The 16,954-nt window shown below is 66.8% G+C and carries 16 protein-coding genes; 7 read left to right on the top strand and 9 right to left on the bottom strand.

From position 1 onward, the window contains the following. From EH199_RS03350 to EH199_RS03320, 7 genes are all read right to left on the bottom strand, one after another. Positions 1 to 2,442, bottom strand: a complete 2,442-nt coding sequence (locus EH199_RS03350; RefSeq protein WP_124807836.1) for a TonB-dependent receptor — start codon at positions 2,440 to 2,442, stop codon at positions 1 to 3. 477 nt (positions 2,443 to 2,919) lie between these two features. Next, positions 2,920 to 3,543: a riboflavin synthase gene (locus tag EH199_RS03345; protein ID WP_124807835.1), complete on the bottom strand. Its 624-nt coding sequence runs from the start codon at positions 3,541 to 3,543 to the stop codon at positions 2,920 to 2,922. 11 nt (positions 3,544 to 3,554) lie between these two features. After that, positions 3,555 to 4,565, bottom strand: coding sequence for a bifunctional diaminohydroxyphosphoribosylaminopyrimidine deaminase/5-amino-6-(5-phosphoribosylamino)uracil reductase RibD (ribD, locus tag EH199_RS03340; RefSeq protein ID WP_223806446.1), 1,011 nt, complete (start codon positions 4,563 to 4,565; stop codon positions 3,555 to 3,557). Next, positions 4,540 to 4,998 (bottom strand): hypothetical protein, encoded by a 459-nt coding sequence (locus EH199_RS03335; protein WP_124807834.1) that lies wholly within the window; start codon positions 4,996 to 4,998, stop codon positions 4,540 to 4,542. The genes ribD and EH199_RS03335 overlap by 26 nt, the downstream gene beginning before the upstream one ends. A 52-nt stretch (positions 4,999 to 5,050) precedes the next feature. Continuing rightward, positions 5,051 to 5,788 (bottom strand): M48 family metallopeptidase, encoded by a 738-nt coding sequence (locus EH199_RS03330; protein WP_124807886.1) that lies wholly within the window; start codon positions 5,786 to 5,788, stop codon positions 5,051 to 5,053. Then, a complete protein-coding gene (locus EH199_RS03325; protein WP_124807833.1) occupies positions 5,785 to 6,243 on the bottom strand; it encodes a YcgN family cysteine cluster protein in 459 nt (152 codons plus the stop codon). The genes EH199_RS03330 and EH199_RS03325 overlap by 4 nt, the downstream gene beginning before the upstream one ends. 1 nt (position 6,244) lies before the next feature. After that, a complete protein-coding gene (locus EH199_RS03320; protein ID WP_124807832.1) occupies positions 6,245 to 6,853 on the bottom strand; it encodes an SCO family protein in 609 nt (202 codons plus the stop codon). Between the two features lie 64 nt (positions 6,854 to 6,917). On the opposite strand from EH199_RS03320, the gene EH199_RS03315 reads away from it, so the two are divergent. The 5 genes from EH199_RS03315 (at position 6,918) to ssb (ending at position 11,121) form a co-directional block, all read left to right on the top strand. Continuing rightward, positions 6,918 to 7,559 carry an ankyrin repeat domain-containing protein gene (locus EH199_RS03315; protein WP_223806444.1) on the top strand — a complete coding sequence of 214 codons (642 nt, stop codon included), beginning with the start codon at positions 6,918 to 6,920 and terminating at the stop codon, positions 7,557 to 7,559. Positions 7,560 to 7,572: 13 nt separating this feature from the next. After that, positions 7,573 to 8,232, top strand: a complete 660-nt coding sequence (locus EH199_RS03310; RefSeq protein ID WP_124807831.1) for a COQ9 family protein — start codon at positions 7,573 to 7,575, stop codon at positions 8,230 to 8,232. Between the two features lie 116 nt (positions 8,233 to 8,348). Further along, entirely contained in the window at positions 8,349 to 8,606 is a 258-nt protein-coding gene (locus tag EH199_RS03305) for a FeoA family protein (protein WP_370449654.1), read from the top strand. Next, a complete protein-coding gene (locus EH199_RS03300) occupies positions 8,603 to 10,459 on the top strand; it encodes a ferrous iron transporter B (protein ID WP_124807830.1) in 1,857 nt (618 codons plus the stop codon). Before EH199_RS03305 ends, EH199_RS03300 begins: the two co-directional genes overlap by 4 nt. A 95-nt stretch (positions 10,460 to 10,554) precedes the next feature. Continuing rightward, positions 10,555 to 11,121, top strand: a complete 567-nt coding sequence (ssb, locus tag EH199_RS03295; protein ID WP_124807829.1) for a single-stranded DNA-binding protein — start codon at positions 10,555 to 10,557, stop codon at positions 11,119 to 11,121. 34 nt (positions 11,122 to 11,155) lie between these two features. On the opposite strand, the gene EH199_RS03290 is transcribed toward ssb, so the two are convergent. After that, positions 11,156 to 11,899 carry a 7-carboxy-7-deazaguanine synthase QueE gene (locus EH199_RS03290; RefSeq protein WP_124807883.1) on the bottom strand — a complete coding sequence of 248 codons (744 nt, stop codon included), beginning with the start codon at positions 11,897 to 11,899 and terminating at the stop codon, positions 11,156 to 11,158. 108 nt (positions 11,900 to 12,007) lie between these two features. Continuing rightward, positions 12,008 to 14,839, bottom strand: a complete 2,832-nt coding sequence (locus tag EH199_RS03285) for a valine--tRNA ligase (RefSeq protein ID WP_124807828.1) — start codon at positions 14,837 to 14,839, stop codon at positions 12,008 to 12,010. A gap of 148 nt (positions 14,840 to 14,987) precedes the next feature. On the opposite strand from EH199_RS03285, the gene EH199_RS03280 reads away from it, so the two are divergent. Then, complete coding sequence (locus tag EH199_RS03280) at positions 14,988 to 16,118, top strand: ABC transporter permease (RefSeq protein WP_124807827.1); 1,131 nt, start codon at positions 14,988 to 14,990, stop codon at positions 16,116 to 16,118. Continuing rightward, positions 16,115 to 16,948 (top strand): ABC transporter ATP-binding protein, encoded by an 834-nt coding sequence (locus EH199_RS03275; protein ID WP_124807826.1) that lies wholly within the window; start codon positions 16,115 to 16,117, stop codon positions 16,946 to 16,948. Before EH199_RS03280 ends, EH199_RS03275 begins: the two co-directional genes overlap by 4 nt. The last annotated feature ends 6 nt before the right edge of the window (positions 16,949 to 16,954 follow it).

The raw sequence follows: 16,954 nt of genomic DNA, 5'->3' as shown, positions 1-16,954 counted from the left end.
TCAGAATTTCCCGGAAAGGGTCACGCCCCAGGTGCGGGGTTCGCCCAGGATGGTGATGATGGGGGTGTTGGCGCTGGCCGCGCCGAATGCCGCGGCGTAGCGCTTGTCGAACAGGTTCTTCGACCACAGCAGGATCGAATAGCGATCGTCCTCGGTCCGCAACCCGATGCCGGCGTTGACCAGCGCATAGGCGTTCTGCCAGCCGTAGATCGAACGCGGATTGATCAACGCGGTGCGGCTGCGATAGCTGACCGTGGCGTAGCTCGTCAGCTTGAGGTTGCCGCCGATCGGCTGCTCGACGTTATAGCCGCCCTGCAGCACCCACTTGGGCGCGTTGGCGATCTGGTAGCCGGTGAGGCTGAGCGTCGAGGTCGCGCCGCCCAGCGCGGCCTGGAATTCCAGCGGCGCTGGCGCGTTCGCGTAGTTGAGGTACTTCGCGTCGTTATAGGCGCCGTTGAAGTTCAGGGTGAGGCCCGGAACCGGCGCGATCGTGGTTTCGAACTCCACCCCGCGCAGCCGCACCTTGCCCACGTTGGCAAGGTAGGAGCCGAGCGTGGGCCGCTGCGTATCGACTTGAGTGGCTTGATAGCCCTTGATCGTGTTGTTGTAGAAATTGACGTTGAGCGTCAGCTTGCGGTCGAGCCAGGTGGTCTTGAAGCCGGCTTCGAAGTCGAGCGACTTTTCCGGCTGGGTGATGATGACCGACTGCGTGAGCGTGGAGGCGGTGGTGTTCGCCGCGCCCGATTTCTCGCCATAGCTGGCCGAGCCATAGAGCAGGATGTTGTCGCTGACCTTGAACGACGGGTTCACCAGCCAGGCGACAGAATTGCGCGTATTGGCCGCGCCCACGGTGAAAAGGCCGCCTTCCGCTGCCGTGGTGCCGCCAAGACTGGCAAGAATGGTTGAACGGGCGGTGTTCAGCGCCGGCAGGGGCAGGGTGGCGCCGCCGGTATAGGAACCGGTGACGTTCACCTGCTTGCGTTCGCGGGTGAAGCGCACGCCGCCGGTCAGCGAGAGGGCATCGGTCAGGTGCAGCGTGGCCTGTCCGAACACCGCGCCGCTGTCGATCTTGAGCTTGCCGCGCTTGCTGTAATCGATGCCGTCGAGGATCGCGGCGGGGGTGGCGTTGCTGCCGGTCAGGAACGCGGCTGCGCCCGAATAGAAGATCGTGCGGTAATCGCTGACCAGGTCTTCGTGCAGGTAATAGGCGCCCACCTGCCAGTCGAGCAGGCCGCCCTTGTTCGAGGCGAGCCGCAGTTCCTGCGAATACTGGTCGACATCGACGTCATAGCCGGCGCGGAAAATCGGCAGCGGCGTCAGGTCGCTGTCGTTGTAGGGACGGAAATAGAGCTGCCGCCAGGCGCTGACCGAGGTCAGCGTTGCGCCGCCGAAGTCGCAGTTCAGCTCGTTCGAGATGCCGTTGGTGCGCGAGACCAGCCGCTGCTGCGAATTGAGATTGGCGTTCTTGGTGATGTCGAAGCTGGGCGTGTAGCCGAACAGCGTCTTCAGCTTGTTGGTCCAGCTTCCGGCACGGACGGATCGCACCGTACCATCGAGGTTCAGGTTGGCGTTTACGTCGGCGGAGGCCGGGTAGAAGTTGTTGTATTCGCGCGTTTCGTAGTGCTCGACGATCAGGCGGCTGCTGATGTTGCTGGCCGGCGTGAACAGCAACTGGCCGCGCACGGACCAGCGGCTGTTGTCGAGATACTTGGCCCCGTCATAGGCATTGCGGATCCAGCCGCCGCCCTGATCGGTGGCGAAAGTGACGCGATAGGCCAGCTTGTCGGCGATGATCGGCCCGGTGGCATTGGCGCGCACCTGGAAGCGGTTGCGGCCACCATAAGTGGCGTTGATGTTGAGTTCGGGATCGAACTTGGGCTTGGCGGTGCGCACGATCACAGCGCCGATGGTGGTGTTCTTGCCGAGCAGCGTGCCCTGCGGCCCGCGCACGACCTCGACGCCTTCCAGATCGACGAAATCGAGCCAGCTGAAGCCGACGTGGGTGAAGAACACATTGTCCACGATCAGGCCGACGCCGCCTTCGGCGCCGTCGTTGTTGGCGTTGCCGCCCACGCCACGGATGTAGAGGCCCGAAACGCGCGTGTTCTGCTGGATCGCGCCGAAGTTGGGGACTTTCACCGTATAGTCCGCCACGCGGTCGAGATGCTGGGCGTTGAGTTCGCCGCCGGCGATCGAGGAGATGGCGAGCGGTACGTCCTGCAACCGCTCCTCGCGGTGGCGCGCGGTGACGATGATCTCGTTGCCGGCATCGGCGGCTTCCCCGTCCGGCGCGGCGGTGCTGTCCGCGGGCGCATCGGCACCCGGGGCATCGGCGGCGGTTGCCCAGGCAGGTGCGGCGGCTAGCGCAATGATGCTGACCGAAACTGTGGCAAGGGCGCGCGCAAGGCTTCCGCGAAGCGCGGATGAAATGAAATCGGACATAGTTGATCCCTGAAACCTGAAGATGGAAACGGGCGTGCCGCACGCATGCGTCCGGTGGACCGGAACGCGGGGCATGGTGACCGCGTCAGTTGTAAAGCGACGGTTGTATGGTTCGTGAGGGGCGCAACCGGCCGGGCGATCCGGCTCCCTCCGCGCGCAGGGCGCGGCCGGACACGGCGGGTTACGTCAGATAAAGCTCATGGCACGCATCGTATCACCTCATCACTTAGCGTGAGGGAACACGATGCCTGGCGCTGTCGCCCCAGCATCGCGCGCTTTAGCGGTTGGTAACGCGGAGCAAGCTGCTTCCCGATCAAATGCCGCGGACCAGGACCCTCTGAAGACACGGCCGGCCTGGTCACCGGAACCCGTGAGGGATGAATGTCTACTTATTTGGTTGAGTCATAAGCGTCAAGCGCAAGCTTTGCTTTTGCGCCGGACAGACAGGCTTTAGCGCCGCCTTGACAGGTTCCGACCTCAGGCCGGCGCGGCAAGGCTCTGCATACGCTTGAGATAGCGCGCGAGCACGTCGATCTCGAGGTTAACCTTGTCGCCGGGGGCAAGGCGCCCAAGCGTGGTGACCTCGGCGGTGTGGGGGATGATGTTCAGCGCGAAGTGCGCCGTGCCATCGGGCTGGTCGGCCACTTCGTTGACGGTCAGCGACACCCCTTCCACCGTGATCGAGCCCTTCGGCGCGATGAACGGTGCGAGTTCCCTTGGTGCGGCGATGCCGATCCGGTGCGAGGCGCCTTCGGGGCAGATGCCCACGACTTCGCCCACCGCGTCGACATGCCCGGTCACGATATGCCCGCCAAGTTCGTCGCCCAGCTTCAGCGCGGGTTCCAGGTTGATCGGCCGGCCTGCCTGCCATTGCGCGGGCGCGGTGCGGGACACGGTTTCGCCCGAGACGTCCACCGCGAACCACGCTTCGCCGGCCACGCCGCCCTTGTCCACCACGGTCAGGCACACGCCCGAACAGGCGATCGAGGCACCGATCGCGATCTTCGCCGGGTCCATCGCGCAGGATACCGTCACGCGGTGGTCGCCGCGATCCTCGATGGCGATGATGTTGCCGATTTCGGTGACGATACCCGTGAACATGCGCGCGGCTTTCAGGCTGGAAGGGTGGGACGGAGACGGTGGTAGACGTCGAGCGTGTCGCTGCCAAGCTGGCGCCGTTCGGCCAGTTGCCAGCGGCCGTGCGCGTCGGGCAGCGCGGCCAGGCCGATATCGCCGATCGCCGCAAGCCCGGTGCCGATCACGATGGGCGCGCGGTAGAGCAGGATGCGGTCGACCATGTCGGCGGCTAGGAACGCGGCGGCGGCACCGGCCCCGCCTTCGACGAACAGGTATTGCGCCGCGCCAAAGGCGTCCTGCGCGGCAATGTCGGCCACAGCGCGCCAGCCGTCCGGCGCAGCGCCGCGCGTCAGCACCCAGCGTTCCGGGCTGCGTTCCTCCAGGCCGGGCAGGCGCACGTCCAGCCGCGGCGCATCGGCGCGCAAGGTGCCGCCACCGGCGAGGATCGCATCGGCGCAGGCGCGTTCGGCATGGACATGCGCGCGCGCCTGGGCGCCGGTGATCCACTGGCTGGTCCCGTCCGCCAGCGCGATCCGCCCGTCGAGCGACGTGGCGAGCTTGAGCGTCACGTGCGGCCGGCCCAGCCGGCTGCGAGTGAGGTAGCCTTCCAGTGAAGCCCGCGCGGCCGGGGACGAGAGCAGGTCCACCGCGATGCCCGCCTCCCGCAACGCGGCCATGCCGTTGCCGGCCGTGCGCGGATCGGGGTCTTCGCAGCCGACGACCACGCGGGCGAGGCCCGAGGCCAGCACCAGCGAGGTGCAGGATGGGCCGCGCGCGCTGGCGTGGGCGCAGGGTTCCAGCGTGACGTATAGCGTTGCGCCGCGCGCGGCGGTGCCGGCCTCCGCCAGCGCCATCGCCTCGGCATGGGGGCGACCTCCCGGCTGGGTCCAGCCGCGCCCGACCACGCGCCCGTCGCGCACGATCATCGCGCCGACGGCGGGGTTGGGGCGGCTTAGCGGACGGCCGCGCGCGGCGATCGCCGCTGCCGCGTCCAGCCAGTCCTGGTCGGGCCGCTCAGCGTCAGGGCTGGGGGCTGGGCTGGGCACGATGCTGCTGGATGATCTTCTCGGCACGTTCCTGCTCGGCCTTCTTTTCGGCTTCGCGCTCTGCCTTGCCTTCCTGATACATCTTTTCCGTATCGATGCCCGTTGCCGCGCCGACGGCCTTGTACATCTGGCGGATGTTTTCGGCGTGGCGCTCCTCTTCCGCCTCTTCGGCGCGGGCCTTCTTCGTCGCGGCGATGTTGCCCGCGATGATCTCCTTGTCGGAGCGGTCCGCGCGCCAGCTTTCGAAGTAGAGCACCTTCGGCGGACGGGGCAGGCCGCGCCCTTCCTGCTGGACCATCAGGTAGAATATTCCGCCCGTCACGCAGGCGGCCAGCAACAGGCCGCGCGTGCGGTATTCGCTGGGCGCGCCCATGATCTGCCACAGATCCATGATCGCGCGCCGGGGCGAGACGTTTCGGAAGAAGTCCTTCATCGCCGTCTAGATAGGCGGTGGCCGCCGATTCCGCCAGTGCCCTGCGCCAGGATCAGCCGAACGGGCGGTAGAGCCCGCGTCCTTCGCGCTTCAGCCAATGGTTCGCCTCGGCGACGTTCCCTTCGAACAGGCGATCGAGTTCGGCGTGGAAGGCCGGGCTGTGGTCGAAGTGGCGCAGATGCGCGACCTCGTGCGCCACGACCGACCGCCGGACGAAATCGGGGGCCATGACCAGCCGCCAGTTGATCCGGATCGATCCGTCGGCGGCGCAGCTGCCCCAGCGCCGTTGCGCGCGCGACAGGGCGAGGCGCGGCACCGGGTGGCCTCCGCGCGCGCAGTAATGCGCCAGATCGTCGGCAAGCAGGGCAAGCGCTTCGCGTTCCAGCCAGCGGCGCAGCCGGCTTTCCAGCCCCTCGCGCGGGCCGCCGAGGATGATCGCGTCTTCCCCGATGGATGGCCTGCGGGGGGCCGTTGCATGCCAGTCGAGCCGACGCGCCACGCCCCGGAACGGCACCGGCGCGCCAGGTTCGAGCGTCTGCTGCGCGGGCAGGCGCGCCAGTTGCTGCGCCAGCCAGTCGGCGCGGTCCCGCGCGAAAGCCTCGGCATCGCCGACGCGGCCCCAGGCGGGAATGGAAACGCGCACTTCGCTGCCGTCGGGCGAAAGGCGCAGCGTCATCCGTTTTGCCTGCCGCAGCCGCCGGATCACGAGCGGCAGATCCTGCCCGCCGATCCGCAGGGTGCGCGGCTTCACCACGCGCGGCGCGGCGGGGCGGCGCAGCCAGTCGATCATCCCCCCGACGCCTGCCATACCTCTTCCGGCACGATGTGTTCTTCCAGCGGCCCCGCGAGCACCTCGCTGACGGCCTTGCCCACGACGGAGACGCCCGCGCGGTGAACCGCATCGCGATCGCCCGAAATCAGGTAATGCCATGCCGGCAGGGGCAGGCCATCGGCGCGCAGGCGATAGGCGCACGTCGCCGGCAGCCATGGCACTTCCGCCACGATGCGCGGGGTCAGCCGCAGGCAATCGGGCACCATCGCCTTGCGGTGGCGGTAATCGGCGCAGCGCGCGGTCGAAAGGTCGAGCAGCCGGCAGGCGACGTTGGTGTGATAGACCGCGCCGGTGTCTTCGTCTTCCAGCTTGTGCAGGCAGCACTTGCCACAACCGTCGCACAGCGCTTCCCATTCGTCACGGGTCAGCGTTTCGACGGGTTTTTCCCAGAAGCGGTCGGCCAGCGCGGCCATGTCAGCGGACCCATTTCACGAGGTCGGCGGCGACGGCCTTCCCGTCCTTCTCGCCGGGCAGCAGCGCGATCGGCTTGCCGTCGGGCGCCATCAGATAGACCCCGCGGCTGTGGTCCATCAGATAGGCATCGGGCGCGGTGCCGGGGCGCTTCTGATAATAGACGGCAAAAGCCTTGGCCGCTTGCGCGACTTGAGCCTCGCTGCCGGTCAGGCCCAGCAGTTCCGTGCCGAAATTGGCGGCGAACTGGCCGACGACCTGCGGCGTATCGCGCGCGGGGTCGATCGTCACGAAGATCGGCTGCACCTTCTTCGCCAGGTCGGCGTGATCCTTCGCGAACAGGTGATAGCCCTGCATCACGTGCTGGAGATCGAGCGGGCAGACATCCGGGCAGAAGCTGTAGCCGAAGTACACGATGCGGTACTTGCCGGCGAAATCGTTGAAGTGAACGGTCTTGCCGTCCTTGTCGACAAGCGTGAAATCGCCGCCGATCGCCGCGCCTTCCAGCGGCGGGGTTTCGGTGGGGGTGGAACTGCCGCACGCGGAAAGCGTGGCGGCCAGGGCGGTTAGCGCTGCAAGGAAGATCGGTCGGGCCATGGCGGGACGGTTCATGCTCTGCTAACACGGGTTCCGCAAGGGGCGAGTCCGGCAGGCTCGCAGCAGAAGGAACAGGGACGTGAACACGCGGCGGCACAACGGGCTTCGATCGGCTTTCGCGGGACTGGCGATGATCGCCGGGCTCGGGCTGGGTTTGGGTCTCGCCGCGCCCGCGCAAGCGCAGTTTTCGGAAAGCTACAAGTTCCTCGAAGCCGTGAAGAAGAAGGACGGCGAAAAGGTCCAGAATGCGCTGAACGAGCCCGGCACCCAGATCGTCAACACGCGCGACGTCACCTCCGGCGAATCCGCGCTGCACATCGTGACCGCCCGCCGCGATCTGACCTGGATGCAATTCCTGGTCGCCAAGGGCGCCAATGTGAACGTGCGAGACGTGAAGGGCACCACGCCGCTGGTGATGGCGGTCGATCTGGGCTTTGCCGAAGGCGTGGATTTCCTCATCAAGAGCGGCGCGCGCGTCGATGAACCGAACAACACCGGCGAAACCCCGCTGATCAACGCGGTGCATCGCCGCGACATGGCGATCATCCGCATGTTGCTAAAGGCGGGGGCCAATCCGGAGCGGCCGGACAATTCGGGCCGTTCCGCGCGGGATTATGCCGCGCTCGACGGCAAGAACAGTGCCGTGCTGGAAGAGATCGACAACGCCATGAAGGCCGCCAAGGCTGCCCCGCAGAAGCCCACCTACGGGCCTTCGTTCTGATCGGGCCGTGGCGATGACATCCGCTTCTGAATCGACGCTCGACGCTATCCGCCTGCAACTGGCGCCTCACGTGGCCGAAGCCGCCGTCTTCGATGGATGGGGCGAGGCCGCCGTGGCCAGCGCTGCCGATGCGGCCGGGGTGGACCCGGCGGTTGCGGCGTTCGCGTTCGGGGGCAAGCCCATGGCGATGATCGCGGCGTGGATCGCGCGCATCGATGCCGACATGGCCGAAGCCCTGCCGACCGCCCGGATCGGCAACCTGCCGATCCGCGAGCGCATCCGCACGCTGGTACAGTTCCGGCTCGATGCGCTGGCCGGCCGCGAGGAAGCGCTCCGCCGTGCGCTGGCGATCATGGCTATGCCGCAGAACGTGACCACCGCGATGAAGCTCGGCTGGCACAGCGCCGATGCGATGTGGCGGCTCGCCGGCGATACCGCGACGGACTACAACCACTATACCAAGCGCGCCACGCTGGCGGCGATATATGCCGCCACGCTGGCGGTCCATGCCGAGGACAAGAGCGAGGGCCATGCCGATACGCGCGCGTTCCTCGATCGGCGGATCGAGGGCGTGATGCGTTTCGAGAAGGCCAAGGCCCGGCTGACCCGCTCGCGCGAGGAAACCTTCAGCGTGATGCGCCTGTTCGGCCGCCTACGGTATCCCGCGCGATAAGAGCCACTTGACCGGCGTCAATGCGCGCGGTGGCAAGGTCGCGCCAGTGGAGCCATGCTAATTTCAGGCTCCTTATTGCGAATGCCTTGCAAATGCTTTCGGCCTATGGCAGCGCCGTGAGCGTGACACTCGACCAGATCCCACTTGGAACGCCCGCGCGAATCGATTCCGTCGATTGGGACTTGCTCGTGCCCGAAGAGGCGGAGCGGCTGCGCGCGCTGGGGCTGGATGCCGGGGCGCATGTGCGCCTTGCCTATCGCGGCGTATTTGTGTCGCGCGATCCGCTGGCGGTGGAGATCGGCCGGATGACGGTGGCGCTGCGGCGCGTGCATGCCCGGGCGATGCATGTCGAACTGATCGGAGCAACGGCATGAGCCGCAACGCCTGTGTCGCCGCGCTGGTCGGCAATCCCAACGCGGGCAAGAGCGCGCTGTTCAACGCGCTGACGGGCGCGCGCCAGAAGATCGCCAACTATCCGGGCGTCACCGTCGAGCGAAAGGCGGGGCGCCTGATCCTGCCCAGCGGCGAACCGATGGAACTGGTCGACCTGCCGGGCAGCTATGGCCTCAACGCCACCAGCCCCGACGAAGAGGTAACGCGCAAGGTCATCATGGGCGAACAGGTGGGGCAGGCCCAGCCGGACGTGCTGGTGATCGTGCTCGATGCCTCGAACCTCGAACAGCATCTGGTTTTCGCGCAGGAAGTGCTGGAGCTTGGCCGCCCGACCGTGGTCGCGCTCAACATGGTGGACCTTGCCGAGCGCGATGGGCTGACGCTCGATTCGGCCGCGCTCGAAACCGCGCTGGGCGTGCCGGTGATTCCCACCGTGGCGGTACGACGGCGGGGGCTGGCAGAACTGTCCGCCGCGATTGCGCAAGCGCGCGATCGCGTGTCTGGCGAAACCGCGCCGCGCGCCCACGTCACGCTGCCCGAACGGCGGCTGCTGGCGCACGAGATGGCGCATGGCGCGATCCTTTCGGAAACCGCCAAGCATCGCATTCACGCCCGGATGGACCGCGTGCTGCTGCACCCCTGGCTTGGTCCACCGATCCTGCTGGCGCTGCTGTTCGTGGTGTTCCAGGCGGTGTTCAGCTGGGCTACGCCCTTTGCCGACGTGCTCGACGCGGGCGTTGCGGGCATTGGCGATCTGGTGAAGACCGCGCTTCCGCCCTCGCTTGCGCGCGATCTGCTGACCGATGGCGTGATCGCGGGCGTGGGGGCCGTGATCGTGTTCCTGCCGCAGATCCTGATCCTGTTCTTCTTCATCCTGACGATGGAGGCGACCGGCTACATGGCCCGCGCCGCCTTCCTGATGGACCGGCTGATGGCCACGGTGGGCCTTTCGGGGCGCAGCTTCATCCCGCTGCTGTCGAGCTTCGCCTGCGCCATTCCCGGCATCATGGCCACGCGCAGCATCACCGATCCCAAGGACCGGCTGACCACGATCCTGATCGCCCCGCTGATGACCTGTTCGGCGCGCCTGCCGGTCTATGCCGTGATCATCGCCGCGTTCATTCCCCATCGCACCGTCGGCCCCGGCTTCGGCCTGCAGGGGCTGGTGCTGTTCGGACTGTACGTGTTCGGCGTGGTGGGGGCGATGGTGGTGGCGCTGGTGCTGCGCCGGTCGGTGACGAAGGGCGCGGCCAGCGGCTTCATCATGGAGCTGCCCAAGTACCAGCTGCCCACGGTCAAGGATCTGGCGCTCGGGCTGTTCCAGCGCGCGTGGATCTTCCTGCGCCGCGCCGGCACGATGATCTTCACGGTCACGGTGGTGCTGTGGTTCCTGCTGAACTTCCCCCGCGCGGGCGAGGGGCAGAGCCAGGTGGACGCCTCGATCGCCGGGCACATCGCCAACGGGCTGGCCGTGGTGGTGGAACCGGTGGGCTTCAACCGCGATATCGCGCTGGCGATCATCCCCGCCATGGCCGCGCGCGAAGTGGCGGTCAGCTCGCTCGCCACGACCTATGCCGTGGACAACGCGAATGACGAGGATGCGCAGGCGAACGCGCTGGAGGATCAGCTCAAGGCGCACTGGACCCTGCCGACCGCGCTTGCGTTCCTGGCGTGGTTCGTGTTCGCGCCGCAGTGCATGTCGACGATCGCGGTTACCCGGCGCGAAACGAACGGGTGGAAATGGCCGGCATTCATGCTCGCCTACCTGTTCGGCCTGGCCTATCTGGCGGCGGGCGTGACCTTCTGGACGGCACGGGCCTTCGGGTTGGGGTAGTTTTGCCCCGCGTTGTGGAAAGGACGGGGGGCGGACTCGCCCTGCCGCCGCGCATTGGCTAGGCCAGCCTCCACATTCACACGGGACACGATTCGATGGCAGGCAGCGTCAACAAGGTCATTCTGGTCGGCAATCTGGGGGCTGACCCGGAAGTGCGCTCGTTCCAGAACGGCGGCAAGGTCTGCAACCTGCGCATCGCCACGTCGGAAACGTGGAAGGATCGCAATTCGGGCGAGCGGCAGGAACGCACCGAATGGCACAGCGTGGCGATCTTCTCCGAAGGTCTGGCGGGCGTGGCCGAACGGTTCCTGCGCAAGGGCAGCAAGGTCTATATCGAAGGCCAGCTCCGCACCCGCAAGTGGCAGGACCAGTCGGGCAATGACCGCTACAGCACCGAAGTCGTGCTGCAAGGCCCCGGCGCGGTGCTGACCATGCTGGATGGCGCGCCCGGTGCCGGTGGCGGTAGCGGTGGGGGCGGCGGCTTCGGCGGTGGCCAGCGCTCGGGCGGCGGCGGTGGCGGCTGGAACGAAGGCGGCAGCAGCGGTGGCTCCTCGCGCGGGGGCGGATCGTCCTCGGGCGGTGGCTGGAACCAGGGCGGCGGCGGATCGTCCGGCGGCGGCGGCGGCTTCTCCGACGATCTGGACGACGATATCCCGTTCTGACCTTCCGAACCTCCCCGCTTCCGGGGAGGTTTTGCTATGTGCCGCGCGTATCCCCGTAGAGGTGGATGTGCAGCCGGTCGGTGAAGCGCCAGCCGGCCTTCATCGCGGCTTCGGCCAGCCAGGCGGACCGTTCGCGCAAGGGGGCGCTGGCGGTGCCTTCGGGCATCACGAACAGGCGGTCCGACGGAATGGCGTAATGCGCCTGCAGCGCCGCGATCTCGTCCAGATCGTCGGGCGTGGCGACCACGAACTTGAAGAAGGCGCGCGGTTCGATGGCCCAGTGCGCCAGCCGTTCGGGCACCAGCGCCAGATCGGCCGGGTTGCCTGAATGGGCGAGCTTGGGGCTGACGTTGTACTGGTCCACCAGCGCGTCCAGCGCCTGCGTCGGGGGCACGCTGCCGTTGGTCTCGATCTCCACATGCAGGCGGGGCCGCGCTTCCTTCAGGATCGTCAGCAGGCGGATGAGGGCGGGGGCCTGCAACAGCGGTTCGCCGCCGGTCACCACCAGCCGGTCCTGCGGATGGGCCAGCAGGCGCAGCGCCACGTCGCGCTCGTCCAGCGTGATCTGGTTCTCGCCGCGTTCGAAGGCGATTGCGTCACGGTGCGGCCGGTTGTCGCCGGTAAAGCGCCAAGTGTAGGCGGTATCGCACCAGCGGCAGGCAAGATTGCAGCGCGACAGGCGCAGGAACACCGAAGGGCGGCCGATTGACGGTCCTTCGCCCTGCAACGAGGCGAAGATTTCCGGTTCGCCCGGCGTGGTGGTGGCAAGTGTCAGCATGGCGCGGGCCAACGGACGCAATCCAGCCTCCGTTCGGTTCGAGCGAAGTCGAGAACCATCGCGCGGAGTGTCTCGGCTTTGCTCGACACGAACGGAGCAGGCATCACGTCACCCCAGCCGCGCCAGCGCCGCCGCCAGCCGCTCGGCCTCGGCGCTGTGGTATGCGTGATCGGCGCGGGCCTTCTCGACCGCCTCGGGCTTGGCCTTCTCGACGAAAGCCGGATTGTTCAACCGCCCTTCGAGCGATTTCGCTTCCTTCTGTGCGGCGGCGAGAGCCTTTTCGAGACGGGCCTTTTCGGCGGCGATGTCGATCACACCTTCCAGCGGGATGACGATGTTGGCATCGCCAGCACCGATCTGCATCGCGGCACCGGCAGGGAACGGTTCGAAGCGGATCGACGAAAGCCGCGCCAGCCGGTCGATCGCCGGGCCGTTCGCCTCGATGATCGCGCGCGTGGCCGCGCTGGGTTCGGGCAGATAGGCGTCCAGCTTGGCCCCGGGCGCGATGCCGAGCTCGTTCTTGGCGGTGCGCAAGGCGGAAACCAGCGCGATCAGCCATTCAACCTCGCGCTTCGCCGCCGCATCCACCGCCGCCGTCGGCTGCGGCCAGGCCGCCACGATCAGCTCGCCGGCGCGCGCGCCCGTCTTGTTCCACAGCTCCTCCGTCACGAAGGGCATGAACGGGTGGAGCAGGACGAGGATCTGGTCGAGCACCCAGCCCGCGACGGCCCTGGTCTCGTCGTCGAACGATCCCTTGATCAGTTCGATGTACCAGTCGCAGAACGTGTCCCACACGAAGTGGTAGATCGCGTTGGCGGCGGCGTCGAAGCGCAGGTCGGCCATCGCCTTGTCGAGTTCGGCCACGGTGTCGACGACTTCGCCGATGATCCACTGGTTCACGGCAAGCTGCGGCGCGATGCCGGGGCCGGTGTGATCGCCGATGCCGCCGGTGATGCCATTGCTCTGGCAGAAACGCGCGGCGTTCCACAGCTTCGTGGCGAAGTTGCGATACCCCTCCACGCGCTTTTCATCCATCTTCACGTCGCGGCCCTGGCTTTCCATGGCACACATGAAAAAGCGCAGCGCGTCCGCGCCGTACTGGTCGATCAGGCCCAGCGGATCGACCACGTTGCCCTTGGACTTGGACATCTTCTGCCCGTCCGCCGCGCGGACCAGCCCATGCAGGTAAAGCCGCTTCCACGGCACTTCCTTCATGAAATGGAGGCCCTGCATCGCCATGCGCGCGTCCCAGAAGAACAGGATGTCGAAGCCCGAGACGAGCAGGTCGTTGGGGTAGTGCTTCTTCAGCAGCGGCGCATCTTCATCGGGCCAGCCGAGCGTGGCGAACGGCCACAGCGCGGAGGAGAACCAGGTGTCGAGGACGTCCGTTTCCTGCCAGAGATAAATGTAGTCCGGGTCTCGACCTGGCTCTGTCACCTCTTGCAAGCGGGCGGGAGAGTCCAAGAACGCAATCGGACGTCCCAACGCCTTGTATTTAGCAAGGGCAAGCTTTTCTGCTTCCAACTCATCGTCCGCGACAAAGACTTCGACGTTCGAAAGTCCCAGATCGTAGCGAATCTGATTCCCTTCGATCTTCGGACCGAACCAAGCCGGAATCCGGTGCCCCCACCACAACTGCCGGCTCACGCACCACGGCTGGATGTTCTCCATCCAGTTGAAGAAGGTCTTTTCCCAGGTCTTGGGCACGATCTCGATCGCGCCGGAGCGCACGGCTTCCATGGGTGCCTTGGCGAGCGTTTCGGCATCGACGTACCACTGGTCGGTCAGCCAGGGTTCGATCACCACGCCGCCGCGATCGCCGAACGGCGTCTGGATCGTGCGCGGTTCGGCATCGTGGAGGACTTCGTTGCCTTCCTTGTCCTTGGACACGTGCGGGATCAGGAAGCCGGCTTCCTTCATGCGCTCGACCACCAGCTGGCGCGCGTCGAACCGGTCCAGCCCCACAAATTCGGCGGGCACCAGCCCGTCCGTCGTCTGCACCACCTTCGCTTCGGCATCGAACATGTTGAGCATGTCGCCCGCCTTGATGCCGGCGCGGCGGCCGACCTCGAAGTCGTTGAAATCGTGTCCCGGCGTGATCTTCACCGCGCCGCTGCCCAGCTCCGGGTCGGCGTGCTCGTCGGCCACCACCTTGAACCGGCGGCCGGTCAGCGGCTGGACGATGTCCTTGCCGATCACGCTCTTGTAGCGCGGATCATCCGGGTGGACCGCCACGGCCATATCGGCCAGCATCGTTTCGGGGCGCGTGGTGGCAACCTCGATGTAATCCAGCCCGTCGTCGCGGGTCACGCCGTCAGCCAGCGGATACTTGAAGTGCCAGAACCCGCCCTGCACCTCGCGCGTTTCCACTTCGAGGTCGCTGATCGCGGTCTTGAGCTTGGGGTCCCAGTTCACCAGCCGCTTGTCGCGGTAGATCAGCCCCTGATTATAGAGGTCGACGAACACTTTCACCACGGCCTTGGTGAAATGCGGGTCCATGGTGAACTGCTCACGGCTCCAGTCCATCGAGCAGCCGAGGCGCCGCAGCTGGCGGGTGATCGTGCCGCCGGATTCGGCCTTCCATTCCCACACCTTCTCCACGAACTGTTCGCGCGTGTAGTTGGTGCGCTTGTCCTGCCGCGCTTCCATCTGGCGTTCGACCACCATCTGTGTGGCGATGCCGGCATGGTCGGTGCCGACCACCCACAGCGCATCCTTGCCGCGCAGCCGCTCGTAGCGGATCACCACGTCCTGCAGCGTGTTGTCCAGCGCGTGGCCGATGTGGAGCGATCCCGTGACGTTCGGCGGCGGGTTTACGATCGTGAACGGCACCGCTTCGGGCCGTTCGGGGCGGAAAAGCCCGTTCGTTTCCCAATGGCTGTACCAGCGCGCCTCGATTTCGGCGGGCTCGAAGGTCTTGTCGAGAGTCTGTTCGGTCATGGCGGGCGCTTTGCCAGCCGTTCCGCCCGCCTGCAAGCGCCGGGGCGCCAAACGGGATGCCATCCTGAAACCGAAACCACGCTTGAAACGTTGTGTCGCACGTCATGCACTTGTCGCCCCTGCCATTTTCCCGCATGAAGCGCATCCTATGCGGGCGTTAGCCGACTTCACGATCCAGCCCGGCGATGCCGGAACCGAAGAAGCCGGGGGCGCCACGCTGGCGTTCAGCGGCGAGATGCTGGTGTCCTCGGTCGGCGCGATCGATGCCCGGCTGCGCGCGCTGGACGAACCGATCGCCCGCATCGACCTTTCCGACGTGGAGCGCATGGACACCGTGGGCGCGTGGACGGTGTGGCGGCTGGCGCAGGAACAGGGCGCGGAGATCGTCGGCGCCCGCAGCGAAGCCGAACGCCTGATCGCCGCGGTGGGCCAGGCGGGAGAGAACGATTCGGGCGTCAGCGCCCCGCGCCTGCCGTTGTTCGAGCGCGTGCCGGGCAAGGTGGGCGATGCGGTGGTCGGGCTGGCCTGGGGCTCGCTGCAGGTGCTGGGCTTCCTGGGGCAGGTGGTGCAGGTCACCGGCACGCTGCTGCGGCATCCCGGGCGTTTCCGCGGCAAGGCGATGATCCACCAGATGGAGCTGGTGGGCGTGAACGCGCTGGCGATCGTGGGGCTGATGAGCTTCCTGGTCGGCATCGTCATCGCGCAGCAGGGCGCGGTCCAGCTCCGCCAGTTCGGCGCGGAAATCTACACGGTCAACCTTGTCGGCCGGCTGACGCTGCGCGAACTCGGCATTCTTATGACGGCGATCATGGTCGCGGGCCGGTCCGGCTCCGCCTTCGCCGCGCAGCTCGGCACGATGAAGCTGACCGAGGAGGTCGACGCCATGCGCACGATCGGCGTTTCGCCGATGGAAGCGCTGGTGCTGCCCCGCATTCTGGCGACGATGCTGATGCTGCCCTTGCTGGGCACCTATTCGGCCGTCGTCGGCATCATCGGCGGGGCCTTCCTTTCGGCGACGACGCTGGGCATTCCCTTCCTGACCTTCCTGGCGCGCATCCAGGAAGTGGTGCCGCTGCACGACGTGTGGGTCGGGCTGGTCAAGGCGCCGGTGTTCGGCCTGATCGTGGCCGTGGCCGGCTGCTACCAGGGGATGCAGGTCAAGGCCAATGCCGAGGAAGTGGGCACGCGCACCACGGCGGCGGTGGTCATGGCGATCTTCATGGTGATCGTGCTCGATGCCTTCTTTGCGGTGTTCTTCACCAAGGTCGGCTGGGGATGAGCGATCCCGATATCCTCATCCGCGTGCGCGGACTCAAGAACGTGTTCGGTCCGCATGTGGTCCACGAAGACCTCGATCTCGATGTCCGGCGGGGCGAGATCATTGGTGTGGTGGGCGGTTCGGGCACGGGCAAATCGGTGCTGATGCGCGCTATCATCGGCCTCCAGATCCCCGAAGCGGGCGAGATCGAGGTGCTGGGCAGCTCGATCACCGACGCGCGCGACGATGACGATATCGACATCCGCTGCCAGTGGGGCGTGCTGTTCCAGGGCGGCGCGCTGTTCTCCACGCTGACGGTGGCCGAAAACGTCGAAGTGCCGCTGCGCGAATTCTATCCGGAGCTTAGCGACGAGCTGCGGCACGAGATCGCGCGCTACAAGGTGATCCTTTCCGGCCTGCCGGCGGAAGCGACCGCCAAGTATCCGGCCGAACTTTCCGGCGGCATGAAGAAGCGCGCCGGCCTGGCGCGCGCCCTGGCGCTCGATCCCGAACTGCTGTTTCTGGACGAACCGACGGCGGGGCTGGACCCGATCGGCGCGGCGGCGTTCGATCAATTGATCGCCAGCCTGCAGCAGACGCTGGGGCTGACCGTGTTCCTGATCACGCACGATCTCGATACCCTTTACGAAATCTGCGATCGTGTGGCCGTGCTGGCCGACAGGAAGGTGATCGCGGTGGGAACGATCCCGGAACTGCTGGCGCTCGATCATCCGTGGATTCAGGAATACTTCAATGGCCCGCGCGGCCGGGCCGCCAAGGCCGCGCAGGATCGAATTGCACCGCCGGGGATTGCCGCTCCGGTGGACGATACGGCGCTGGACGAGACATAGGATACG

It is taken from the genome of Novosphingobium sp. LASN5T (assembly GCF_003856955.1).
GTDB lineage: Bacteria > Pseudomonadota > Alphaproteobacteria > Sphingomonadales > Sphingomonadaceae > Novosphingobium.
The sequence above is the reverse complement of the archived record's forward strand: the minus strand, read 5'-3'. Positions and strand labels throughout refer to the sequence as shown.

Bases quoted from the DNA above. Each gene is read 5' to 3' on its own strand.
- EH199_RS03285 (WP_124807828.1), bottom strand. From the start codon at position 14,839: ATGACCGAACAGACTCTCGACAAGACCTTCGAGCCCGCCGAAATCGAG.
- EH199_RS03320 (WP_124807832.1), bottom strand. From the start codon at position 6,853: ATGAACCGTCCCGCCATGGCCCGACCGATCTTCCTTGCAGCGCTAACC.
- EH199_RS03345 (WP_124807835.1), bottom strand. From the start codon at position 3,543: ATGTTCACGGGTATCGTCACCGAAATCGGCAACATCATCGCCATCGAG.
- EH199_RS03275 (WP_124807826.1), top strand. From the start codon at position 16,115: ATGAGCGATCCCGATATCCTCATCCGCGTGCGCGGACTCAAGAACGTG.
- ssb (WP_124807829.1), top strand. From the start codon at position 10,555: ATGGCAGGCAGCGTCAACAAGGTCATTCTGGTCGGCAATCTGGGGGCT.
- EH199_RS03300 (WP_124807830.1), top strand. From the start codon at position 8,603: ATGAGCCGCAACGCCTGTGTCGCCGCGCTGGTCGGCAATCCCAACGCG.
- EH199_RS03310 (WP_124807831.1), top strand. From the start codon at position 7,573: ATGACATCCGCTTCTGAATCGACGCTCGACGCTATCCGCCTGCAACTG.
- EH199_RS03280 (WP_124807827.1), top strand. From the start codon at position 14,988: ATGCGGGCGTTAGCCGACTTCACGATCCAGCCCGGCGATGCCGGAACC.
- EH199_RS03330 (WP_124807886.1), bottom strand. From the start codon at position 5,788: ATGATCGACTGGCTGCGCCGCCCCGCCGCGCCGCGCGTGGTGAAGCCG.
- EH199_RS03335 (WP_124807834.1), bottom strand. From the start codon at position 4,998: ATGAAGGACTTCTTCCGAAACGTCTCGCCCCGGCGCGCGATCATGGAT.
- EH199_RS03325 (WP_124807833.1), bottom strand. From the start codon at position 6,243: ATGGCCGCGCTGGCCGACCGCTTCTGGGAAAAACCCGTCGAAACGCTG.
- EH199_RS03350 (WP_124807836.1), bottom strand. From the start codon at position 2,442: ATGTCCGATTTCATTTCATCCGCGCTTCGCGGAAGCCTTGCGCGCGCC.
- EH199_RS03290 (WP_124807883.1), bottom strand. From the start codon at position 11,899: ATGCTGACACTTGCCACCACCACGCCGGGCGAACCGGAAATCTTCGCC.